We start from the raw sequence: 21,902 nt of genomic DNA, 5'->3' as shown, positions 1-21,902 counted from the left end.
GGCGCCAACGTAGCCAGTGGCGCCGCACGATGGGTGCCGACAGGCTCAGGCGAGCGAGATGAGGTCGAGGTAGTCCGGTCCCCAGAGGTCCTCGACGCCGTCGGGCAGCAGCAGGATGCGCTCGGGCTCGAGCGCCTCGACGGCCCCTTCGTCGTGGGTCACGAGCACGACGGCACCCTCGAAGGTCGACAGGGCCCCGAGGATCTCGGCCCGCGAGGCCGGGTCGAGGTTGTTCGTCGGCTCGTCGAGGAGCAGCACGTTGGCCGCCGAGACGACGAGGAGTGCGAGCGACAGACGTGTCTTCTCGCCGCCCGACAGCACGCCCGCGGGCTTGTGGACGTCGTCGCCGGAGAAGAGGAAGGAGCCCAGCACCTTGCGCACCTCGGTCTCGCCGAGCTCCGGCGCGGCCGACTTCATGTTCTCGAGGACCGTGCGACCGACGTCGAGGTTCTCGTGCTCCTGGGCGTAGTAGCCGAGCCGCAGCCCGTGACCGGGCTCGACCTCGCCGGTGTCGGGGGTGTCGACGCCGGCGAGCATGCGCAGCAGCGTCGTCTTGCCAGCACCGTTGAGACCGAGCACCACGACCTTGCTCCCGCGGTCGATGGCGAGGTCGACGTCGGTGAAGACCTCGAGCGAGCCGTACGAGCGGGAGAGCCCGGACGCGCGCAGGGGCGTCTTGCCGCAGGCGGCCGGCTTGGGGAAGCGGAGCTTGGCCACCTTGTCCTGGACCCGCTCACCCTCGACGCCGGCGAGGAGTCGCTCGGCGCGCTTGGCCATGTTCTGGGCCGCTGTCGCCTTGGTCGCCTTGGCGCGCATCTTGTCGGCCTGCGCCATGAGCGCACCGGCCTTCTTCTGGGCGTTCTGCAGCTCGCGGCGGCGGCGCTTCTCATCCGTCTCGCGCGCCTGGAGGTAGGTCTTCCAGTTGACGTTGTAGACGTCGAGGGCCGAGCGGTTCGCGTCGAGGTGGTAGACCTTGTTGACGACGGCATCGAGCATCTCGGCGTCGTGGCTGATGATGATGAGCCCGCCCTTGTAGGCGCGGAGGTACTCCCTCAGCCAGATGATCGAGTCGGCGTCGAGGTGGTTGGTCGGCTCGTCGAGGAGCAGGGTCTCGTTGCCGGAGAAGAGGATCCGCGACAGCTCGACGCGGCGACGCTGGCCACCCGAGAGGGTGCCGAGCGGTTGGCCGAGGATGCGCTCCTCGAGGTTGAGGGCGCTGGCGATCGAGGCGGCCTCGGACTCGGCGGCATACCCGCCCTGGGCCTCGAACTCCACCTCGAGCCGGGTGTAGGCGCGCATCGCCTTGTCGCGGACCTTCTCGTCGTCGCTGCCCATCCGCGCCTCGGCCTCTGAGCGCTGGCGCACGATGGCGTCCAACCCGCGGGCGGAGAGGATGCGGTCGCGGGCGAGCATCTCGAGGTCGCCGGTGCGGGGGTCCTGCGGCAGGTAGCCGACGGCGCCCGTGCGGGTCACCGTGCCGGCGGCCGGCTGGCCCTCCCCCGCGAGCACCTTGGTCAGGGTCGTCTTGCCGGCACCGTTGCGTCCGACGAGGCCGATGCGGTCGCCCGCGTCGATCCTGAAGCTGGCGTCCTCGACGAGCAGGCGCGCCCCGGCGCGCAGCTCGATCCCGGTGGCGACGATCACGGCATTCCTCCTATCGGTGCCGCACTACGTCAGCGGCCGGACAACCCCACCAGTCTAGGAGCCGCGAAGGGGTGCTCTCGACGCGATATCCGCAGGGCGGCCTCGTGGCAGGCCACGCACCCGCACACGCGGGAGGCGTGCATCGTGCCCACGTTCCGCCGGGTGCCCGGCTCCCACAGAGGTTCGGGTATGCCGCCGGGCGAGGTCGACGTCGGCAGCAGCATCGGCGCGGGGTCGGGGTCAGCCGTCCCGGCTCGGCAGCACCGGCAGGGCGTGTAGCCGCCGTTGCCGCCCTCGTGCCAGGCGCTCTGGTGGCCGCACCCGAGGCACAGGTGGACGAGCACGCTCACGGGCGCGGGCCGTCCTTCGCCACGGGCATGAGGACGGAGAAACCGGCCCCGTCACCGCGGATCGCCAGGGGGCGGTGCGCACCGTCGAGCACGAGCGTCGGCCGGGGGCCGGCGACGGCGAGCGCCTCGTGGAGGAACTCGGGATCGACGAGGACGTCGGCACCTGCGTCGTCCCCGACGGACACGTGGACCGAGCCGTCACGCACGACGAGGCCGACCGTCCGGGCCTCCACCGGCAGGCGCGCCTGGAGGCCGTCGGCGGCGACGGCGACCCGACCCGGGTCGGTGGCCACGATGCTGCGGTAGTCGGGGAAGGAGCCGGGGACCACGGGGGTCGCGACCAGCGCACCGTCGACGAGCGCGCCCACCCTCCCCGGCCGTAGCTCGAGCTCGACCTCGGAGTCCGCGCCGACGGCGGCGCACGCCTTGGTGACGCGCTCGGCCCATCCGACCGGGACGACGGCCGCCACCGGCTCGTCCGGCGACGCCGCCGGCGGGCCGGCGACGGGCGCCCACCCGACGGCGAGGCGGTAGCGGTCGGTCGCGACGCACCGCACCTCGCCGCCGCACACCTCGAGGAGGATCCCCGTGAGCACGCGCAGGTCCACTCCGTCGGGGGCACCCGCGACCGGCTCCCCCGGCGCCACGGCGAACCGCACCGAGGCCAGCGCCGCTGCGAGGTGTCCTGCGCGAACCGCGACCCGACACGCCTGCACCCCCGCGAGGTCGCGCTCGGCGAGGAGGGCCAGGGTGCGCACGATCTCGTTCCGGGCGTCCGCCAGACCGTCGACGAGACGCTGCTCGTGGGCGGTGACGACGTCAGCGGCAGCGCCGGACGCCCCGCGCGCGTCCTCGTCGAGCACGAGCGCGACCTCGGCGAGAGGCATGCCGACCCGGCGCAGCGACGCGAGGAGACGGGCAGCGCGGACCTGCGCGACGGCATACCTCCGATAGCCCGTCAGGGCGTCGACATCGGCCGGCACGAGCACGCCTTCACGGTCGTAGAAGCGCAGGGCGCTCGCGGTGAGGCCGCTCCGACGAGCGACCTCACCGATCGTCAGGAGGCGGTCGTCGTCGGCAGCGGGCTCGAGGTCGGCGGGCATGACGAGAAGACTGGTCCCTCGACCGGGTCGAAGGTCAAGCGGTCAGTCGCTCGGGTCGCCGACGGCGTACCTGACGGCCGCGGCGGCCCGTCGTCGATCCGTCACCGTCGTGGCCCACACGACGACGGCCCCGACGAGCGAGATACCGGCGGTCACCCCAGCGGCGACGTTCCAACCGGCCACGAGTCCGGCCGCTCCGGAACCGGACCCCGCGTGCGCCGCGACGACGACAGCGACCACGGTGACCCCGATGGACGAGCCGAGGTAGCGGGCCGTGTTGTTCGCGCCGCTACCCATCCCGCCCCGGCCCGCCGGCACGCTCGCGACGGCCTCACGCCCGAGGGCGGCGTTGAGGACACCGCTGCCCACACCCGCGACGAGCAGGCCGGGCAGGAACCGGGCCCAGGAGGACCCGGGCGTGATCCCCGACAGTGCGATCTGACCTGCTGCGACGACGACGAGCCCACCCGCCAGCTGCGCTCTGCCGGACCACCGCGCCGGTAGCCGCCGGGCCACCAGGGCGAACACGACGCTCGTACCGGACCAGGCGAGGAAGAGGACGGCGGAGGTCGTCGCGGGCAGACCGAGCGCCAGGGCGAGGAAGCCGGGGAGGAAGGAGAGCAGGCCGATCGCGCCCGCGCCTGTCGCGAGCGCAGCCGCACTCGCGGCGACGAACCGGCCGTCCCGGAAGAGGGACGGGTCGACCATCGGGAAGGACGTGCGCCACTCGGCGAACACGAACGCGGCAGATGAGACCGCACCCACACCGAGCAGGACGAGGACCTCCGGCCGACCCCACCCGCTCCGACCCTCGACGAGTGCGGCGAGGAAGCCCGAGGTCGCAACGGCGAGAAGCGTCGCGCCGAGCGCGTCGAGCGGTCGACGTTCGTGCGACCGGACCTCGTCCAGCCCGCGTCGTGCGACCGCGGCCAGCACGAGCGACGCCACGGCGAGGACGACGTACGTGTCGCGCCACGACGCCCAGCGGTCGAAGGCGCTCGCGACGAGCGGGCCCAGGGCGATGCCGCCTCCGACACTCGCACCCCACACCCCGCTCGCGGCCGCCCGGGCCGGGCCGGGCTCGAACCAGTGAGCGACGAGGCCGAGGCTCGCCGCGATGACCGCCGCAGCGCCGATGCCCTCCCCGACCCGGGCAAGGACGAACACGAGCGTGCCTCCGGCGAGGGCGGCCGCGAGACTCGACGCGGCGAGGACGACCAGCCCCCCGACGAGGACGCGACGACGACCGCGGTCGTCGGCCAGGGTGCCTGCCGTCAGCAGAGCCGCCCCGAGCCCGATGCCCATCGAGCTGAGGATCCACGTGCGCCCGGCGACGTCCGATCCGAGCGCCGCGGTCACGGAGCCGACCGTGGCCAGCGGGGCCGTGAAGGCGACGAGGGCCAGTGCCGTGCCGACCGCGGCCACGGCGAGCGCCCGGCGGGCCTGGTCGCCGGCTCGGGGCGCGATGGCCGGGGGCGCGGTCGTCCCGCGCGTCGTCGTCCGGGGTGCTGCCTGCCGGGTGCGGCTCATGACGTCCTCCGTGGATCCGATTGGTCTGTTGAACAGACCAAGACGTACATTCATTCCATGGCACTCGGGACGGACTACAGCGGACAGGACTGCTCGCTCGCCAAGGCTCTCGAGGTCGTCGGCGAGCGGTGGTCGCTGCTGCTCGTGCGCGACGCCTTCCTCGGGGTCACCCGGTTCACCGACTTCCGTCGCCGCCTCGGCATCTCCAAGGCGGTCCTGACCCGACGGCTCGGGTCGCTCGTCGAGGCCGGCGTCCTCGAGCGCCGGCCGCAGGGCGGTCACGACGCGTACGTCCTCACCCCCTCCGGCGAGGCGCTCTGGCCCGCCGTCCACGCGCTCATGCGGTGGGGGGACGCCACGACCTCCCCTCGCGGGTCGAGGCGGCTCTTCCGTCACCTGCCTTGCGACGCCGACGTCGACGTGTCCGGGCGCTGCCCCGTGTGCGGAGCGACACCCCCGGCGGCCGAGCTCGAGACCCGGCCGGGACCCGGAGCCGGCGCGGACCCGCCCACCAACCCGCTGTCCGCAAGGCTCCGGGAGCCCCACCGGCTGTTGGCGCCGCTGCGTGAGTGAGGGGGCGTAACGCGGGAGACACATCGATGCAGCACGATGTCCCCCATGAACGTCCCCCTGCCCCCGGGTGAACCGCTCAGTGCGGAGCACGCGCGGCTCATCGACTCCCCCGGACACGACGCCCCGTGGCGCCTCTGGGGTCCCTACCTCTCCGGCCGGCAGTGGGGCACGGTCCGCGAGGACTACTCGGCCGAGGGCAACGCCTGGTCGGAGTTCCCCTTCGACCAGGCCGTGTCACGCGCCTACCGCTGGGGCGAGGACGGGCTCGGCGGCATCAGCGACCGCTTCGGCTTCCTCAACGTCTCCGTGGCCCTGTGGAACGGCAAGGACCCGATCCTCAAGGAGCGTCTCTTCGGGCTGACGAACGAGGAGGGCAACCACGGGGAGGACGCCAAGGAGTACTGGTGGGCCCTCGACGGCACTCCGACGCACTCGTGGATGCAGTGGCTCTACCGCTACCCGCAGGCCGAGTTCCCCTACGAGCAGCTGCGGCGTGAGAACCGCGAGCGCACCCGCGACGAGCGGGAGTTCGAGCTCGGCGACACGGGCATCCTCGACGACAACGAGTTCTTCGACGTCACGATGACGTACGCCAAGGCCGCCCCCGACGACATGTGCATCCGGATCACGGCGACCAACCACGGACCGACCGCCGCTCCCCTCCACGTGCTGCCGACCATCTGGCTGCGCAACACCTGGTCCTGGGGTGTCGACGACCGCGTCACCGAGCTGCGCGAGATCCGCCGGAACGGACGCCCGACGCGTGGCTACCGCGCCGCCGAGGTGACGCACGGCTTCCTCGGCCGCTACGTCCTCGCCGCGTCCGGCTCGCCGACGACGCTCTTCTGCGACAACGAGACGAACGCCCACCAGGTCTTCGGCGACGACCCGCTCGCCAACCAGTCGCGCTACCCGAAGGACTCGATCAACGAGCGGGTCGTCCACGGCCGCACCCAGGCCGTCAACCCCGGCGGCTACGGCAGCAAGTGCTCGTTCTGGTACCGCTTCGACGCCGTCGGGCCGGGTGAGACCGTCACGGTCGACCTGCGCCTCGCGACCGGCGACCCCGGGCTCGAGTGGTTCGGCGAGCCCTTCGAGGAGGTGCTGGGCTCACGGTCGGCCGAGGCCGACGAGTTCTACGGCCACGTCATCGACGCCTCCCTCGACGAGGCCGACCGCCACGTCGCGCGCCGGGCGTACGCCGGCCTGCTGTGGGGCAAGCAGCTCTACCGCTACGACGTGCGCCAGTGGGTCGACGGCGACCCCGTCGGCCCGGCGGTCGCCGAGTCGCGCAGGAAGGGCCGCAACGAGCACTGGAAGCACCTCGCGCTCGCCGACGTCATCTCGATGCCCGACGAGTGGGAGTACCCGTGGTTCGCCGCGTGGGACCTTGCGTTCCACACGATCCCGCTCGCCCACGTCGACCCCGAGTTCGCCAAGGAGCAGCTGCTCCTCATGTGTCGCGAGTGGGCCATGCACCCCAACGGCCAGCTCCCGGCGTACGAGTGGGCGTTCGGTGACGTCAACCCGCCAGTCCACGCGTGGGCGGCGTGGCACGTCTACCGCATCGACGGCTACCGCGACCGCGAGTTCCTCGTCCGCGTCTTCACCAAGCTGCTGCTCAACTTCGCGTGGTGGGTCAACCGCAAGGACGCCAACGGCTCCAACCTCTTCGAGGGCGGCTTCCTCGGGATGGACAACATCGGCCTCTTCAACCGCTCCGCCCCCCTGCCGCCGGGCTTCCGCCTCGAGCAGTCCGACGCGACGAGCTGGATGGCCTTCTACTGCCAGCAGATGCTCAAGATCTCGCTCGAGCTCGCGCGCACCGACAAGGCGTGGGACGACGTCGCGACGAAGTTCCTCGAGCACTTCCTCTCGATCGCCCAGGCGATGCGGCACTTCGGGTCGAGCGACAAGTCGCTGTGGCACGAGGAGGACGGCTTCTACTACGACGTCCTCGTGCAGCCCGACGGGCGCGCGCCGCACATGCGGGTGCGCTCGATGGTCGGCCTGCTGCCGATCCTCGGCGCGACGGAGATCCCCTCGTGGGTCGTCGACGAGTGCCCCGACGTGACGAGCCGCTTCCAGTGGCTCCAGCAGCGCCGGCCCGAGCTCGTCAAGCCGATGCTCGCCCGCGAGGACGGCAAGATGCTCCTCACCCTCGTGCCGCCGAAGCGCCTGCGCCGCATCCTCGAGCGGATGTTCGACTCGGAGGAGTTCTTGTCCCCCTACGGGATCCGGTCGCTGTCGGCCGCGACGCGCCAGGCCGTGACGGCGACGCTCGGCAACGAGACCGTCTCGATCGAGTACGAGCCAGGCGAGTCGCGCACGGGCATGTTCGGCGGCAACTCCAACTGGCGCGGGCCCGTGTGGTTCCCCACGAACGTCCTGCTCGCCGACAAGCTGCGCACCTACGGCCGCTACTTCGGCGACGACTTCCGGATCGAGATCCCGACCGGCTCGGGCGACTGGCGCACGCTCGACGAGGCTGCCGACGTCATCGACGGCGGCCTGACGGCGCTCTTTCGCCCCGTTGACGGTCGACGCCCCTCCGACGGCAAGCGCATCGAGTCCTCGCCGGACCCGCTGTGGTCAGCGCACCCGACGTTCTCGGAGTACTTCGACGGCGACACCGGCGAGGGCCTCGGCGCGACGCACCAGACCGGGTGGACGGCCCTCGTCGCGCACCTGCTCAACCCGCGCCTGCCCCCCGACCCGCGCACCATGGGCTGGGCCTGAGCGAGACGGCACACGCCCTCGGTCGGCCCCGCCGTGCCGGGCGCGGCGCAGATGGCGTATGCCGTCCGGCGGGCGAGGCGTGTCGGGGGACCCGTCGCGCTCGGGTAGCGTGAGCCAGCGTGAACGCGCCCATCTCCGTTCGTGACATCTCCGCAGCCGAGCACCGTGCCTGGCTGCGGTCCCAGCCCTCGGCGAGCTTCCTCCAGACGCCGGCCTGGGCCGACGTCAAGAAGGAGTGGCGCGCCGAGTCGGTCGGCTGGTTCGAGGGCGAAGAGATGGTCGGCGCCGCGCTCGTGCTGCACCGTTCACTGCCGCGCCTCAAGCGGTCGCTGGCCTACGTGCCCGAGGGTCCCTGCATCGACTGGGCCTCACCGCGGCTCGTCGAGCTGCTCCGCGCGCTCCGAGACCACCTCAGGGCCAAGGGCGCCTTCGCGCTGCGGCTCGGGCCGCCCGTGGCGACGCACCGCTGGCGCACGGCCACGATCAAGGCCGCCATCGGCGACCCGGCCGTCCGCCGCTACGACGACGCGACGCCCGACGTCGTCGAGCCGGTGGGCACGGCGGTCGTCGCCGAGCTGCAGCGGTTGGGCTTCCGCCACCTCAGCCCCGACGACGGCTTCGCCGCCGGTCAGCCGGAGTACGTCTTCCAGGTGCCGCTCGCGGGCCGCACCGAGGCCGACGTCCTCGCCGGCATGAACCAGCTGTGGCGTCGCAACATCAAGAAGACAGCGAAGAACGGCGTCACGGTCCGGGTCGGCGACGCCGCCGACCTGCCGGCCTTCCATCGCACGTACGTCGAGACCGCCGAGCGCGACCGCTTCACGCCGCGTGGCCTCGCCTACTTCGAGCAGATGTACGCAGCGCTGTCGGCCGAGGACCCCGACCGGATCCGCGTCTACCTCGCCGAGCACGACGGCGACGTCCTCGCGTCGACGATCTTCATCCGGGTCGGCGAGCACGCCTGGTACTCCTACGGCGCGTCGACCTCGGCCAAGCGCGAGCTGCAGGGCTCGACGGCCATCCAGTGGCGGATGATGCAGGACTCGATCGCAGCCGGCGCCGAGGTCTACGACCTGCGCGGCATCACCAACACGGTCGACGAGTCGAACCCGCACATCGGGCTCATCCGCTTCAAGGTCGGCACCGGCGGCGAGGCGGTGCGGCTGGCCGGCGAGTGGGATCTTCCACTGAACCGCTTGCTCTACAAGGCATTCGACCTCTACATGAAGCGGCGGTGATCGGTCGTGACCTTGTTCCTCCACGTCGACGGTGAGCGCTGGCGCGCCGGCCACGACCGTTTCGTCGCCGAGCACCCCGGCCTGGTTCCCGTCGTCAAGGGCAACGGATACGGCTTCGGCCGCGACCTGCTCTGCGGCGAGGCCGCCCGCCTGGGAGTACCCATGGTCGCGATCGGCACCTACGCCGAGCTGCCCTCTGCGCTGGGCGCGTTCGGCGGTGACGTGCTCGTCATGGAGCCCTACCGCGCGGCCGTCCACGCCGACCTGGCCGACCTCGCGAACCGGCGCGTCGTGCACACCGTGACAACCGAGCCCGACCTCGCGAGCCTTCGCGCGGTGCTGGCGGACGCGCGGGTCGTGGTCGAGGGGCTCACGTCGATGAACCGCTACGGGACACCCGTCGTGGACGTCGCCGGTCTGGCGGGCGTCGCCGACGCGGTCGGGGTCACGCTGCACCTCCCGCTCGGCACGGGGCACGTCGAGGAGATCTCCCGTTTCATCGCCGCCGTCCCGGGCGTGCGGACGTGGTTCGTCTCGCACGTCTCACCCGCCGAGCTCGTCACTCTCGCAGCGCGGTTCCCGGACCACGAGTTCCGGCCGCGCATCGGCACCGACCTCTGGTACGCCGACCAGGGCTCCTACGAGGTGCGCGCGCACGTGCTCGACGTGCGACCCGTCACCAAGGGAACGCGGGTCGGTTATCGACAGCGAGCGGTCGCCGCGGGCCACCTCGTGGTCGTCAGCGGCGGCACGTCGCACGGCGTCGCCATGGAGAGCCCCTCCTCGGCCGCCACCGCCCGGTCGCGTGCCATCGCCGTCACGGAGGGCGTGCTCGAGGCGGCGCACCGGGTGCGTTCGCCCTTCACGGTGTCGGGCGTCATGCCGCGTTTCGCCGAGCCGCCGCACATGCAGTGCAGTCTCCTCGTGCTGCCGTCCGGCGTCGCTCCCCCACGGATCGGCGACGTCGTCCCGGTCCGGATGCGCCTGACGACGACCACCCCGGACTCCGTCGTCGTCTCCTGACACTGCACGGCGACGGCCGGGCCGGACGTCCCGCGGACGCCGCCGCGTCGGTGCGCGTCGGAGCTAGGGCCGCGACGCCGTCGGCAGGGTGAGGATCTCGGCGCCGTCGTCCGTGATCGCGATCGTGTGCTCGCTGTGGGCCGTGCGACTGCCGGTGGCGCTCCGGAGCGTCCACCCGTCGGCATCGGTCACGAGCTCGGCGGTGCCGGCCATGACCCAGGGCTCGAGGGCGAGCAGCAGCCCGGGGCGCAGCGTGTAGCCGCGGCCCGGCCGTCCGGTGTTGGCCACGTGCGGGTCCTGGTGCATCGTCGACCCGACGCCGTGGCCCCCGAACTGGGTGTTGATCGGGTAGCCCGCGTCGGAGAGGACCGAGCCGATGGCATGCGAGAGGTCCCCGACCCGGGCGCCCGGCCCGGCCGCGGCGATGCCGGCGGCGAGCGCACGCTCGGTGGTCTCGATCATCGCGACGCTCTCCGGAGGTCTGGCCTCGCCCACGACGACGCTGATCGCGGAGTCGGCGACGACGCCGCCCAGGTTCACGGCGAGGTCGAGCGACAGCAGGTCGCCGTCGGCGAGCGCCCGGTCGTGGGGCAGCCCGTGGAGCACGGCGTCGTTGACCGAGGTGCAGATGTAGTGGCCGAACGGGCCCCGTCCGAAGGACGGTGCGTAGTCGACGTAGCAGGACGTGGCTCCCGCCTCGAGGATCATGGCCTTCGCCCAGCCGTCGATGTCCAGGAGGTTGGTGCCCACGGCAGCGCGGCCCTTCAGGGTCTGCAGGACGTCGGCGACGAGAGCTCCCGCGGCCCTCGCGCGGGGCAGCTCGGAGGGGCTGAGGATCTCGATCATGCGGCGCCTTTCGATGCGGCTGCGGTGCGACCAATAACTATCCCGGCCATGTTATCCCGGTCTAGGATCGTGGTCATGGTCAGGTTGCCGCTCACACCCGCGGAGGTCGAGCGCGGACAGCGCCTCGGCGCCCTGCTGCGTCGGGCCCGCGGGGATCGCACGATGCTCGAGACCGCCCTCGAGGCACGGATCTCGCCCGAGACCCTCCGCAAGATCGAGTCCGGCCGCGTGGCCACCCCCGCGTTCCCGACGATCGCAGCCATCGCGGAGGTCCTCGGGCTGTCCCTCGATGCGGTGTGGGCCGAGATCAACCCGCCCGAGGTCGGCGCGGGCCCACGGGGCTCCGGTCCCGACCGTCGGGACCGCATCGCCTCGTAGGACCTCCGACCGCCGGCCCTGCCATGCTGTCGGCATGGAACGCGTCCTCGGCATCGGCGGCTACTTCCTCAGGTCTGCGGACCCCGCGGCCCTCACCACCTGGTACCGCGAGGTCCTGGGACTGGACGTCGACGGCAACGGCCTGTGGCTGCAGGAGGCCGGGCCAACGGTGTTCGCCGCGTTCCCGGCCGACACGGACTACCTCGGCGCCCGCACCCAGCAGGTGATGCTCAACGTCCGGGTCGGCGACCTGGACGCCCTGCTCGCCCAGCTGCGCGCCGCCGGGGCGGAGGTCGACGCCGAGAGCCAGGACCTGGCCGGCGTCGGACGGTTCGGCTGGGTCACGGACCCGGAGGGCAACCGGATCGAGCTGTGGCAGCCCAGCTGACGACGGCTCAGGCCACCGGTCAGGCGCCCTCGCCGCTCTCGATGACGTCGAGGTCGCGCACGGCGTAGCGGTGGTGCTCCCACTCCTCCTCGAGGATCGTGTGCAGGCACGAGAGCACCGTCTCGGGGTAGGCGGGGTCGTGCGGGTTCGGTCGGGCCGACGCGAGCAGCGCGGGCGTGACGCCCGCGATGACGTCGCGCACCATCGCGACGCGTCCGGCCCGCACCTCGAGGACCTCGCCGTAGGACGGCGTGACGTCGGCGAAGACCGATGAGTCGAAGCCGTCGTCCTGGGTCGCAGCGTCGATCAGCCCGTAGGGGTGGTAGGGCTGCTCCTCCCCGAGGACCGCCTTGCGCAGCCACGTGTCCGTGGCCAGCACGAGGTGCCGCAACGTCTGGGCGAACGACCACTCGCCGGCGACGGACACGTCGACCGTGCCGGCCGGCATGGTGTCGACACGCGCGAGCGTGGAGGCCCAGGTGCGCTCGAGCCGGTCCCAGGCCGTCGCGAGTCCCTCCGGATCGGTGGCACGCCGGTCGGCGCGTCCCGGGAAGCGACGGTTCAGCTCGGCGTCGACGAGCGGGATCACGTCGACGCCGTTGACGAGAAGGAACGTCTCGCCGTCGAACAGCCAGGGCGCGTCGATCTCGACGCCCTCCACCTGCACACCGCGCATGACCACGCCGGAGATGTCGGCGCCGACGAAGCGCGCGCGACGCAGGTCCGTGTCGACGAACTCCGCCGCCTGCAGGTCGTCGGTCGGGCCGAAGGTTGCCATGACGTCTCCTCGTCGCACGTCGCGCGTGACGGCTCAGACTACCGATCGAGCGCGGCTCCGGTCTGGATGGGATCCCCCTCGACGGGCTCGACCGTCGCCGCCCAGCGATACCGTCGTTCCGGACGGTAGGCGTCCGGGAGGAGAGAGGTATGCGGTACGACACGAGTCCCACGGCGCGAGCGCTCCTGGCCCTCGAGGCCATCCAGGACTGTCCCGGCATCACGGCTGAGCGGCTCGGCGCCCACCTCGGCGTCTCCGAGCGCGCCGCCCGCCGCTACGTCGCGATCCTCCGCGAGGCCGACCTGCCGATCGAGTCCGTGACCGGCCCGCACGGCGGCTACCGCGTCGGCCGTGGGCTGCGTCTGCCTCCCCTGATGTTCACGGCTGCCGAGGCGCTCGGGCTCGTCATGGCGGTGCTCGAGGGCCACCGTGGCGCCGCCGACCCGACCGAGCTCGTCGGGGCCGCTCTGTCCAAGATCCTGCGCGTGCTCCCCCACCAGGTCGCCGAGCCGGTGCGGGCGGTCCGTCGAGTCACCGGGCCACCTCCGGACCCGAGCCTGCGCGTCGACCCTGCGCTGACGGCCCAGCTCGTCGAGGCGTGCACGAGGTCGCGCCGGGTGCGCCTCGACTACCGCCTCGAGGACGGCCGCGAGCGACCGATGGAGATCGACCCCTGGGCCGTCGTCCTGCGTCACGAGCGGTGGTACCTCCTTGGCTGGTCCCACACGAGCGATGCCCGACGCGCGCTGCGCGTCGACCGGGTCCGGTCGGTCTTCACGACGTCGCTGGCCTTCGACCCCCCGGACGACCTCGACGCCCTCCGGACGCTGGAGGAGCACCTCTCCCAGGGCTGGCGCCACGACGTCGACGTCCTCCTCAGAGCCGACCTCGACGAGGCCACGCGCTGGATCCCGCGCAGCCTCGGACGCCTCGAGCCCGTCGAGGGTGGGGTGCGGCTGCGGGCCACGACCGATGAGCCCGAGTGGTACGCCCGCCAGCTCGCCGTCACCCCGCTGGCCTTCGAGGTGGTCGGCTCACCCGCGCTCGTCCAGGCCACCGAGGACCTCGCCGCGCGACTCGTGAAGTCGGCGGGCGCCGCCGACGCCACCCGCGACCGCCCCGCCCATCGCTGACCCGGCCCCACCGGGTACGACACCGTCACGGCCGCTGGTCCAGCAGCCGACGTCCACAGGTCCCCGCGCGCACTAGGGTGATCTCGACCGGACCGGGGAGGCCCCCCGGTCCCGACCCGAGGAGCGGCAGATGAGCTTCAACGACAGCGCCCAGCTCGACACCTCCCAGGTGCAGAGCGGTGGCAGCGGAGGCGGCGGTGGAGGCGGAGGCTTCCCCGGCGGCATCCAGGTCGGCGGAGGCATCGGCGGCCTCATCCTGCTCGTGCTCATGCTCATCTTCGGCGGAGGCAAGATCCTCGGTGGTGGCAGTGACTCCGGCACGGGCGCCGGTGGCCTCCCGTCGCAGCAGCTCGAGAGCGGCCAGGTCGCCGCCGCGGGCCAGGTCGACCAAGCCGAGTTCTCCCAGTGCAAGACCGGCGCCGACGCCAACAAGAACGACGTCTGCCTCATCATCGCGACGGTCAACAGCGTCCAGGACTACTGGGGCAAGACGCTGCCGAAGTACCAGATGAACTACGAGCCGGTGAAGACCGTCATCTACCAGGGCCAGACCCCGTCGGGGTGCGGCACCGCCAACTCGCAGGTCGGCCCGTTCTACTGCCCGCTCGACGCCAAGGTCTACGTCGACGCGAGCTTCTTCGAGGAGCTGCAGAGCAAGTTCGGCGCCGACGGCGGCCAGCTCGCCAAGGAGTACGTCATCGCGCACGAGTACGGCCACCACGTACAGGACCAGCTCGGCATCCTCGACCGGGCGCAGCAGGACCCCCAGGGCCCCAACTCCGGCGCCGTTCGTATCGAGCTCATGGCCGACTGCCTCGCCGGGACGTGGGTCAAGCACGCGACCGAGACGACCGACGCCAACGGCACCCCACTGCTCAAGCCCATCACCGAGCAGGACATCACGTCCGCGCTCTCGGCCGCGTCAGCCGTCGGTGACGACCGCATCCAGAAGAAGATGCAGGGGCGCGTCACTCCCGAGAACTGGACGCACGGCTCGTCGGAGGCCCGTCAGAAGTGGTTCCTGCAGGGATACCAGACGGGCGACCTCAACCAGTGCAACACCTTCGGCGTCGACACCGTCAGCTGACGCCGCCCGGCGTCGCCTCGTCCAACTCGATGCGCACGGATCGGCCACGGCGCAGCGCGGTCTCGAGCACGTCGCGCTTCGGGTCGGGCAGGTCGTAGAGCTCACGCATCGGCAGCCCCGCCAGGGCCCGCAGGGCTCCGGCGTCGAGGACCTCGCGCACGAGCGTGCGGTCCCCACCGACGACCAGTCCGTGAGGTATGCCGTCCGCTCCCGTCGCCGGTGACTCGTCGTCCCCGAGGAGCACCCGTCGCGCGTGGCCGACGACGGCATCGACGAGCTCGTCGGCCTGCTTGCCGCGTCGGCGGGCGAAGCGTTGCTGCGACCAGCCGCCCGCCGCGGTGCGCGACTGCACGTGACGGGTCCCGACCTTCGAGGCGGTGAAGGTGGTGGCGGAGGCCAACCCCACGGCATACCCGCCGCGCCTGACGAGGATGACACCGAGCGGCTCGTGGACGAACGGCGTCGCCACGACGGTCGATCCGTCGGCCGCGCGCGCGGACACGACGACGCCGCCGGGAGTGGTCTCCTCGGCGGCGTCGTAGGGGCCGTGTCGCTCGGCGAATCCCGCCATCCAACGGTCGAACCGCCCGGGGTCGACCTCGATGACGCGCGTCGTCACGAGCGCGGGTGCTGCTGGCTCAGAGGTTGAAGCCGAGGGCGCGCAGCTGCTCGCGGCCGTCCTCGGTGATCTTGTCGGGACCCCACGGCGGCATCCACACCCAGTTGATGCGGTGCGTCGTGACGAGGCCCTCGAGCGCCTGCGCGGTCTGGTCCTCGATGACGTCGGTGAGGGGGCACGCGGCGGACGTCAGCGTCATGTCGATGACGGCGTGCGACTGCGCGTCGACGGTGATGCCGTAGACGAGGCCGAGGTCGACGACGTTGATGCCGAGCTCGGGGTCGACGACGTCGCGCATGGCCTCCTCGACGTCGGCCACGTTGGGCGGGGTGGTGGTCTGGGTCATGACGAAGCTCCTTGGGGGGAGGTGGAACTCGTGGAAGTGATGTCGACACCCGCTCGGGCGAGGGCATCGGTGAACGCGGTCCAGCCGAGCAGGGCGCACTTGACGCGCGCGGGGTACTTCGAGACGCCGGCGAACGCGACGCCGTCCCCGATGACGGACTCGTCGCCGGCCACCTGGCCGCGGGAGGTCAGCATGGCGCGCATCGCCTCGAAGGTCGCGAGAGCCTCCTCGACCCGATGGCCGATGACCTCCTCGGCGAGGACGGACGCGCTCGCGACGGAGATCGAGCAGCCCTGCGCCTCGTAGGAGACGTCGGTCACGACAGCCTTGGCACCGTCACCGGTGACATCGACCCGAAGGGTCACCTCGTCGCCGCACGTCGGGTTGATGTGGTGCACCTCGGCGTCGAACGGGTCGCGCAGGCCCGCGTGGTGCGGGCGCTTGGAGTGCTCGAGGATGAGCTCCTGGTAGAGGTCCATCAGCTCGCCTCCCTCTCGGTGTCGAGCCCGAACACGACGGGCACCCGGTCGAGCGCCGCGAGCAGCGTCTCGACCTCGGCGACGGTGTTGTGGACGGCGAACGACGCGCGGGTCGTGGCGGTGGCCCCGAGAGCACGGTGCAGCGGCCACGCGCAGTGGTGGCCCACGCGTACGGCCACCCCGGCGTCGTCGAGCACCTGGCCCACGTCGTGGGCATGCACGCCGTCGACGACGAACGCGACGGCACCGCCGCGTGGCGTGCCGACGGCAGGACCGACGACACGCACCCACGGGCGCTCCGCGAGACCGCGCTGGAGCAGGTCGACGAGCGCGGCCTCGTGGGCATGGATGCGCTCGACGCCGAGACCCTCGATCCACCGGACGGCGGCCGCGAGGCCGACCGCCTGGGCGGCGTTGGGCACGCCGGCCTCGAACTTCTGCGGCGCCGGTGCGTAGGTCGACCGCTCCATGGTGACGAGCTCGATCATCGAACCGCCCGTGAGGAACGGCGGCATGACCTCGAGCAGCTCGCCGCGAGCCCAGAGGACGCCGACACCCATCGGGCCGTACATCTTGTGACCGCTGAAGGCGATGAAGTCGGCTCCCAGCGTGGCCACGTCGACGGCGAGGTGCGGCACCGACTGGCACGCGTCGACGACGACGAGTGCCCCCACGGCGTGCGCGCGGGCGGCGAGGTCGGCGACCGGGTTGACCGTGCCCAGCACGTTGGACACGTGCGTGAACGCGAAGACCTTGGTGCGCTCGGTCAGCAGCTCGTCCAGCCCGGACAGGTCGAGAGCACCGTCCGCGTCCACCGGGACCCAGCGCAGGGTCGCGCCCGTGCGACGGGCGAGCTCCTGCCAGGGCACGAGGTTGGCGTGGTGCTCCATCTCGGTGACGAGGATCTCGTCACCGGCTCCGAGCACGAACCGCTCGTCCTTGGGGTCGTCGGTCGGGGCCGCGTTCGAGAAGGCGTACGCGACGAGGTTGAGCGCCTCGGTGGCGTTCTTCGTGAAGACGACCTCGTCGGCGGGCGCACCGATGAACGACGCGATGGTCGCGCGGGCGGCCTCGAAGTCGTCGGTCGCCTCCTCCGCGAGCTGGTGCGCGCCGCGGTGGACCGCGGCGTTGTGCTGCTCGTAGAAGGCGCGCTCGGCGTCGAGCACCGGCGTCGGCTTGTGCGACGTGGCTCCCGAGTCGAGGTAGACGAGCGGCCTGCCGTCGCGCACCGTGCGCGTCAGGATGGGGAAGTCGCCGCGGATCGCGGCGAGCTCCCCGTCCGTGAAGGGCAGGACGTCGGCCATTCGGCTCAGACCTCGACCGCCGCGGCCGGGGCCGCGGTGAGGTAGCGGTCGTAGCCCTCGTCCTCGAGGCGGTCGGCCAGCTCCGGGCCACCCTCCTCGACGACCTTGCCGTCGACGAAGACGTGCACGAAGTCGGGCTTGATGTAGCGCAGGATGCGCGTGTAGTGCGTGATGAGCAGGACGCCGAGGTCGCTCGAGTCCTTGGCGCGGTTGACGCCCTCGGAGACGATCTTGAGCGCGTCGACGTCGAGGCCGGAGTCGGTCTCGTCGAGGATGGCCACCTTCGGGCGCAGCAGCTCCATCTGGAGGATCTCGTGGCGCTTCTTCTCGCCACCGGAGAAGCCCTCGTTGACGTTGCGCTCGGCGAACGCGGGGTCCATGCGCAGGTTGCCCATGGCGGCCTTGACGTCCTTGACCCACGTGCGCAGCTTGGGCGCCTCGCCGTCGATCGCGGTCTTGGCGGTGCGCAGGAAGTTGCTGACCGTGACGCCGGGGACCTCGACGGGGTACTGCATCGCGAGGAAGAGTCCGGCGCGGGCGCGCTCGTCGACCTTCATGGACAGGACGTCCTCGCCGTCGAGCGTCACGGTGCCACCGGTGACGGTGTACTTCGGGTGGCCGGCGATGCTGTAGGCCAGCGTCGACTTGCCGGAGCCGTTGGGCCCCATGATCGCGTGCGTCTCCCCCGACTTCACGGTGAGGTCGACCCCGCGCAGGATCTCCTTGGGGCCGTCCTCGGTCTCGACCGAGACCGTCAGTCCCTTGATCTCGAGCGTGCTCATGGGTCAGTTCTCCTTGTTCGTGATGCTGGGCGTGTGCTGGGTGGGGGCGGCGTAGGCCGTCGACGCGAGCTCGTCCTCGATCGCGGCGGTGATCTCGTCGCGCAGGTCGGCGAGCGGGATCTCGCGGATGATGTCGGCGAAGAAGCCGCGCACGACGAGGCGCTTCGCCTCGTCCTCGTTGATGCCGCGCGACTGGAGGTAGAAGAGCTGCAGGTCGTCGAACCGCCCTGTGGCAGAGGCGTGTCCGGCACCCTCGATCTCGCCGGTCTCGATCTCGAGGTTCGGCACCGAGTCGGCGCGGGCACCGTCGGTCAGCACGAGGTTGCGGTTGAGCTCGTAGGTGTCCGTGCCCTCGGCCTCGGCGCGGATGAGCACGTCGCCGACCCAGACCGTGCGAGCGGTCTCACCCTGGAGCGCACCCTTGTAGGTGGCGCGGCTCTTGCAGTGCGGTGCGTTGTGGTCGATGTACGAGCGGTGCTCGAGGTGCTGGCCGGCGTCGGCGAAGTAGACGCCGAGCAGCGTCGCGTCGCCGCCGGGGCCGGCGTAGCGCACGTTGGCGTTGACCCGGACGACCTCGCCGCCGAGCGACACCGAGAGGTGCTTGAAGCGGGCGTCGCGGCCGACGAGGGCGTCGTGCTGGGCCAGGTGCTGGGCGTCGTCGGCCCAGCGCTGCACCGACACGACGGTGAGGTCGGAGCCGTCACCGGTGACGACCGAGACGAGCTGCGCGTAGCGTGCCGAGCCCGTGTGCTCGACGACGACGGTCGCCTTGGAGAAGCGACCGGCACGCACGACGAGGTGACCGTGCACCGGCTCACCGCCGTGGCCGACGAGCGACAGTCGGACGGGCTCGTCGAGCTCGGCCTCGGCCGGGATGTCGAGCAGCAGCGCGCCGCCCGCCGCAGCGCCGGCCACGACGGCCGCGCGGTCCTGCGGCGGCAGGATGCCGAGGCCCTGGGCCTGCTCGGCGGTGATCGTCGACGTCGTGACGCCCTCGGGGAGCGACGTGCTCCAGTCGAGGCTGCCCGTCGCGCCCTCGGCCAGCACGCCGGCGAGCTTCTTGACGGGCGTGAAGCGCCAGTCCTCCTCGCGACCCGATGGGATCGGGAAGGCGGTGACGTCGAAGGACGCCGTGCGCTCGGCGCGCGACTGGTCGGGCACGAAGGCCGCGGCGGAGTCGGTGTGGGCGGCCGCGCCGGGGGCGGCGACGGTCGTGGTCGGGGCGGCGTCGGGCACCGTGGTCTCGCTCTGCTGGGTCTCGGGGATGTCGGTGGTCGTGTCAGCCAGGAGGCTCATCAGCCGACGGCTCCTTCCATCTGCAGCTCGATGAGGCGGTTGAGCTCCAGGGCGTACTCCATGGGCAGCTCGCGCGCGATCGGCTCGATGAAGCCGCGCACGATCATCGCCATGGCCTCGTCCTCGGCCATGCCGCGCGACATGAGGTAGAAGAGCTGGTCCTCGGACACCTTCGAGACCGTGGCCTCGTGACCCATCGAGACGTCGTCCTCGCGGATGTCGACGTAAGGGTAGGTGTCGGATCGGCTGATCGTGTCGACGAGCAAGGCGTCGCACCGCACGGTCGAGGCCGAGTGCGACGCACCCTCGAGCACCTGCACGAGGCCGCGGTAGCTCGCGCGGCCGCCGCCACGGGCGACCGACTTGCTGATGATCGAGCTCTTCGTGTTGGGGGCCGCGTGGACCATCTTGGAGCCGGTGTCCTGGTGCTGGCCCTCGCCGGCGAAGGCGATGGACAGCGTCTCGCCCTTGGCGTGCTCGCCCATGAGGAAGACGGCGGGGTACTTCATCGTCACCTTGGAGCCGATGTTGCCGTCGACCCACTCCATCGTGGCACCGGCCTCACAGGTCGCGCGCTTCGTGACGAGGTTGTAGACGTTGTTGGACCAGTTCTGGATCGTCGTGTAGCGCACACGGGCGTTCTTCTTGACGATGATCTCGACGACGGCCGAGTGGAGCGAGTCCGACTTGTAGATCGGGGCGGTGCACCCCTCGACGTAGTGCACGTAGGAGCCCTCGTCGGCGATGATCAGCGTCCGCTCGAACTGGCCCATGTTCTCGGTGTTGATGCGGAAGTACGCCTGGAGCGGGATGTCGACGTGGACACCCTTGGGGACGTAGATGAACGAGCCCCCCGACCACACGGCGGTGTTGAGCGCGGCGAACTTGTTGTCGCCGGCCGGGATGACGGTCGCGAAGTGCTCGCGGAAGAGGTCCTCGTGCTCCTTCAGGGCCGTGTCGGTGTCGAGGAAGATGACGCCCTGGGCCTCGAGGTCCTCACGGATCTGGTGGTAGACGACCTCCGACTCGTACTGGGCTGCGACACCCGAGACGAGGCGCTGCTTCTCGGCCTCCGGGATGCCCAGACGGTCGTAGGTGTTCTTGATGTCCTCAGGCAGGTCGTCCCACGTGGCGGCCTGCTTCTCGGTGGACTTCACGAAGTACTTGATGTTCTGGAAGTCGATGCCGGTGAGGTCCGAGCCCCACGAGGGCATGGGCTTCTTGCCGAAGAGGCTGAGGCTCTTGAGGCGCAGCTTCGTCATCCACTCCGGCTCGCTCTTGCGGGCCGAGATGTCGCGCACGACGTCCTCGTTGAGCCCTCGACGTGCCGTGGACCCGGCCACGTCACTGTCGGCCCAGCCGTACTCGTAGGTGCCGATGCCCTTGAGGCCGGGGTTCAGCTCTTCGATGTGGGTGGTCATGAGGAACCTTCCTTGACGTGCGTGAGCGTGTCGGTGGTGCTCGAACGAGGTGGGGCAGCCTCGGGGTCAACACCCGGGGGCTGCGTGGTCTTCCGGGGGCGGGAGCCGATCCCACCGGTCGGGACGAACGTCGTGCAGACGTGGTGTCCGCCCGCGAGGGTCGCGAGGCGCTGGACGTGCACCCCGAGCAACCGGGAGAACGCGTCGGTCTCGGCCTCGCAGAAGGCCGGGAACTCGGTGGCGACGTGCTGCACCGGGCAGTGGCCCTGGCACAGCTGGACGCCGGTCAGGCCCCCGGCGCCGACGGGGCGCGCGGTCGCGGCGAAGCCGTCCTCGCTCAGCGCCTCGACAAGGGCCTCGGTGCGCGCGGCGGGGTCGTCGCCGGCGGCTGCCAGCCGAGCGGCATACCGCTCCTCGAGCGCGCCGACACGGCTGCGGGCGAAGTCACCGACGGCCGCGGGTCCCGCGTGCTCCTCGAGGTAGCGGAGCACCTCGACGGCGAGCGAGTCGTAGTCGGCCTCGAGGGCGCTGTGGCCGGCGTCGGACACGACGTAGGCGCGAGCGGGACGTCCGCGACCGCGGCGGCCACCCGTGGGCTCGTGCGGGACGACGGCGCCCTGCTCGACGAGCGCGTCGAGGTGACGACGCACGGCTGCCGGGGTCAGGTCGAGGTGACGCCCGAGCTCGGCGGCCGAGATCGGGCCGTCGGCGGAGACCATGTGGAGCACCCGGGAGCGCGTGCGCGACTCGAGCGGCGAGACGTGCTGGCCGTCCTCGCCGTTCTTCGCCTCACGCGGGGCGTGCGCTCCGATAAACACCACACCATTGTGACGTAATTGGGGCTG

Annotated in this window: 21 protein-coding genes; 8 read left to right on the top strand and 13 right to left on the bottom strand. The window is 71.6% G+C overall.

From position 1 onward, the window contains the following. Positions 1-45: 45 nt before the first annotated feature. The 3 genes from NR112_RS15765 to NR112_RS15755 all read right to left on the bottom strand — a co-directional run bounded on the left by NR112_RS15765 (position 46) and on the right by NR112_RS15755 (position 4,627). Positions 46-1,644: an ABC-F family ATP-binding cassette domain-containing protein gene (locus NR112_RS15765; RefSeq protein ID WP_256795250.1), complete on the bottom strand. Its 1,599-nt coding sequence runs from the start codon at positions 1,642-1,644 to the stop codon at positions 46-48. 346 nt (positions 1,645-1,990) lie between these two features. Further along, the gene (locus NR112_RS15760) at positions 1,991-3,097 is read right to left on the bottom strand and encodes a MerR family transcriptional regulator (protein ID WP_256795249.1); all 1,107 of its coding nucleotides are present in this window, start codon (positions 3,095-3,097) and stop codon (positions 1,991-1,993) included. Between the two features lie 42 nt (positions 3,098-3,139). Further along, the gene (locus tag NR112_RS15755) at positions 3,140-4,627 is read right to left on the bottom strand and encodes an MFS transporter (RefSeq protein ID WP_256795248.1); all 1,488 of its coding nucleotides are present in this window, start codon (positions 4,625-4,627) and stop codon (positions 3,140-3,142) included. A 57-nt stretch (positions 4,628-4,684) separates the two neighbouring features. Here NR112_RS15755 and NR112_RS15750 point away from each other — a divergent pair, with 57 nt between their 5' ends. The 4 genes from NR112_RS15750 (at position 4,685) to NR112_RS15735 (ending at position 10,200) form a co-directional block, all read left to right on the top strand. Next, positions 4,685-5,200: a helix-turn-helix domain-containing protein gene (locus NR112_RS15750; protein ID WP_256795247.1), complete on the top strand. Its 516-nt coding sequence runs from the start codon at positions 4,685-4,687 to the stop codon at positions 5,198-5,200. Between the two features lie 45 nt (positions 5,201-5,245). Further along, entirely contained in the window at positions 5,246-7,939 is a 2,694-nt protein-coding gene (locus tag NR112_RS15745) for a glucosidase (protein WP_256795246.1), read from the top strand. 119 nt (positions 7,940-8,058) lie between these two features. Then, on the top strand, positions 8,059-9,177 hold the full coding sequence (locus tag NR112_RS15740; protein ID WP_256795245.1) for a peptidoglycan bridge formation glycyltransferase FemA/FemB family protein: 1,119 nt from the start codon (positions 8,059-8,061) through the stop codon (positions 9,175-9,177). 6 nt (positions 9,178-9,183) lie between these two features. Continuing rightward, positions 9,184-10,200 (top strand): alanine racemase, encoded by a 1,017-nt coding sequence (locus NR112_RS15735; protein WP_256795244.1) that lies wholly within the window; start codon positions 9,184-9,186, stop codon positions 10,198-10,200. Positions 10,201-10,263: 63 nt separating this feature from the next. Here the strand turns inward: NR112_RS15735 and map are convergent, their stop codons facing one another. Beyond that, positions 10,264-11,046: a type I methionyl aminopeptidase gene (map, locus tag NR112_RS15730; protein WP_256795243.1), complete on the bottom strand. Its 783-nt coding sequence runs from the start codon at positions 11,044-11,046 to the stop codon at positions 10,264-10,266. A 75-nt stretch (positions 11,047-11,121) separates the two neighbouring features. On the opposite strand from map, the gene NR112_RS15725 reads away from it, so the two are divergent. Both NR112_RS15725 and NR112_RS15720 read left to right on the top strand, forming a co-directional pair. After that, positions 11,122-11,424, top strand: a complete 303-nt coding sequence (locus NR112_RS15725) for a helix-turn-helix domain-containing protein (RefSeq protein WP_256795242.1) — start codon at positions 11,122-11,124, stop codon at positions 11,422-11,424. Positions 11,425-11,458: 34 nt separating this feature from the next. Beyond that, a complete protein-coding gene (locus NR112_RS15720; protein WP_256795241.1) occupies positions 11,459-11,812 on the top strand; it encodes a VOC family protein in 354 nt (117 codons plus the stop codon). A gap of 19 nt (positions 11,813-11,831) precedes the next feature. Here the strand turns inward: NR112_RS15720 and NR112_RS15715 are convergent, their stop codons facing one another. Then, positions 11,832-12,590 (bottom strand): DinB family protein, encoded by a 759-nt coding sequence (locus NR112_RS15715; RefSeq protein ID WP_256795240.1) that lies wholly within the window; start codon positions 12,588-12,590, stop codon positions 11,832-11,834. A 149-nt stretch (positions 12,591-12,739) separates the two neighbouring features. Here NR112_RS15715 and NR112_RS15710 point away from each other — a divergent pair, with 149 nt between their 5' ends. Continuing rightward, entirely contained in the window at positions 12,740-13,723 is a 984-nt protein-coding gene (locus NR112_RS15710; protein ID WP_256795239.1) for a YafY family protein, read from the top strand. A 130-nt stretch (positions 13,724-13,853) separates the two neighbouring features. After that, entirely contained in the window at positions 13,854-14,810 is a 957-nt protein-coding gene (locus tag NR112_RS15705; protein WP_256795238.1) for a neutral zinc metallopeptidase, read from the top strand. On the opposite strand, the gene NR112_RS15700 is transcribed toward NR112_RS15705, so the two are convergent. The 8 genes from NR112_RS15700 to NR112_RS15665 are packed head-to-tail and all read right to left on the bottom strand — an operon-like array spanning position 14,803 to position 21,878. Further along, entirely contained in the window at positions 14,803-15,429 is a 627-nt protein-coding gene (locus NR112_RS15700) for an acVLRF1 family peptidyl-tRNA hydrolase (RefSeq protein WP_256795237.1), read from the bottom strand. The genes NR112_RS15705 and NR112_RS15700 overlap by 8 nt on opposite strands. A gap of 19 nt (positions 15,430-15,448) precedes the next feature. Then, complete coding sequence (locus NR112_RS15695; protein WP_020144129.1) at positions 15,449-15,775, bottom strand: metal-sulfur cluster assembly factor; 327 nt, start codon at positions 15,773-15,775, stop codon at positions 15,449-15,451. After that, positions 15,772-16,254 carry a Fe-S cluster assembly sulfur transfer protein SufU gene (gene sufU, locus NR112_RS15690; protein ID WP_256795236.1) on the bottom strand — a complete coding sequence of 161 codons (483 nt, stop codon included), beginning with the start codon at positions 16,252-16,254 and terminating at the stop codon, positions 15,772-15,774. The genes NR112_RS15695 and sufU overlap by 4 nt, the downstream gene beginning before the upstream one ends. After that, positions 16,254-17,558 carry an aminotransferase class V-fold PLP-dependent enzyme gene (locus NR112_RS15685; protein WP_256795235.1) on the bottom strand — a complete coding sequence of 435 codons (1,305 nt, stop codon included), beginning with the start codon at positions 17,556-17,558 and terminating at the stop codon, positions 16,254-16,256. The genes sufU and NR112_RS15685 overlap by 1 nt, the downstream gene beginning before the upstream one ends. A 5-nt stretch (positions 17,559-17,563) precedes the next feature. Continuing rightward, entirely contained in the window at positions 17,564-18,340 is a 777-nt protein-coding gene (gene sufC, locus NR112_RS15680) for a Fe-S cluster assembly ATPase SufC (protein WP_256795234.1), read from the bottom strand. A gap of 3 nt (positions 18,341-18,343) precedes the next feature. Then, positions 18,344-19,627 (bottom strand): Fe-S cluster assembly protein SufD, encoded by a 1,284-nt coding sequence (sufD, locus tag NR112_RS15675; RefSeq protein ID WP_256795296.1) that lies wholly within the window; start codon positions 19,625-19,627, stop codon positions 18,344-18,346. An 8-nt stretch (positions 19,628-19,635) separates the two neighbouring features. Then, entirely contained in the window at positions 19,636-21,057 is a 1,422-nt protein-coding gene (sufB, locus tag NR112_RS15670; protein WP_020144124.1) for a Fe-S cluster assembly protein SufB, read from the bottom strand. Next, on the bottom strand, positions 21,054-21,878 hold the full coding sequence (locus NR112_RS15665; RefSeq protein WP_374512580.1) for a helix-turn-helix transcriptional regulator: 825 nt from the start codon (positions 21,876-21,878) through the stop codon (positions 21,054-21,056). The genes sufB and NR112_RS15665 overlap by 4 nt, the downstream gene beginning before the upstream one ends. Positions 21,879-21,902 lie beyond the last annotated feature (24 nt).

It is taken from the genome of Terrabacter sp. Ter38 (assembly GCF_024519435.1).
Lineage (GTDB): Bacteria > Actinomycetota > Actinomycetes > Actinomycetales > Dermatophilaceae > Terrabacter.
Note: the sequence above shows the minus strand (reverse complement) of the source record. Positions and strands in the feature narration are given on the sequence as shown.

Bases quoted from the DNA above. Each gene is read 5' to 3' on its own strand.
- NR112_RS15760 (WP_256795249.1), bottom strand. From the start codon at position 3,097: ATGCCCGCCGACCTCGAGCCCGCTGCCGACGACGACCGCCTCCTGACG.
- NR112_RS15755 (WP_256795248.1), bottom strand. From the start codon at position 4,627: ATGAGCCGCACCCGGCAGGCAGCACCCCGGACGACGACGCGCGGGACG.
- NR112_RS15750 (WP_256795247.1), top strand. From the start codon at position 4,685: ATGGCACTCGGGACGGACTACAGCGGACAGGACTGCTCGCTCGCCAAG.
- NR112_RS15745 (WP_256795246.1), top strand. From the start codon at position 5,246: ATGAACGTCCCCCTGCCCCCGGGTGAACCGCTCAGTGCGGAGCACGCG.
- map (WP_256795243.1), bottom strand. From the start codon at position 11,046: ATGATCGAGATCCTCAGCCCCTCCGAGCTGCCCCGCGCGAGGGCCGCG.
- NR112_RS15725 (WP_256795242.1), top strand. From the start codon at position 11,122: ATGGTCAGGTTGCCGCTCACACCCGCGGAGGTCGAGCGCGGACAGCGC.
- NR112_RS15720 (WP_256795241.1), top strand. From the start codon at position 11,459: ATGGAACGCGTCCTCGGCATCGGCGGCTACTTCCTCAGGTCTGCGGAC.
- NR112_RS15715 (WP_256795240.1), bottom strand. From the start codon at position 12,590: ATGGCAACCTTCGGCCCGACCGACGACCTGCAGGCGGCGGAGTTCGTC.
- NR112_RS15710 (WP_256795239.1), top strand. From the start codon at position 12,740: ATGCGGTACGACACGAGTCCCACGGCGCGAGCGCTCCTGGCCCTCGAG.
- NR112_RS15705 (WP_256795238.1), top strand. From the start codon at position 13,854: ATGAGCTTCAACGACAGCGCCCAGCTCGACACCTCCCAGGTGCAGAGC.
- NR112_RS15695 (WP_020144129.1), bottom strand. From the start codon at position 15,775: ATGACCCAGACCACCACCCCGCCCAACGTGGCCGACGTCGAGGAGGCC.
- sufU (WP_256795236.1), bottom strand. From the start codon at position 16,254: ATGGACCTCTACCAGGAGCTCATCCTCGAGCACTCCAAGCGCCCGCAC.
- NR112_RS15685 (WP_256795235.1), bottom strand. From the start codon at position 17,558: ATGGCCGACGTCCTGCCCTTCACGGACGGGGAGCTCGCCGCGATCCGC.
- sufC (WP_256795234.1), bottom strand. From the start codon at position 18,340: ATGAGCACGCTCGAGATCAAGGGACTGACGGTCTCGGTCGAGACCGAG.
- sufB (WP_020144124.1), bottom strand. From the start codon at position 21,057: ATGACCACCCACATCGAAGAGCTGAACCCCGGCCTCAAGGGCATCGGC.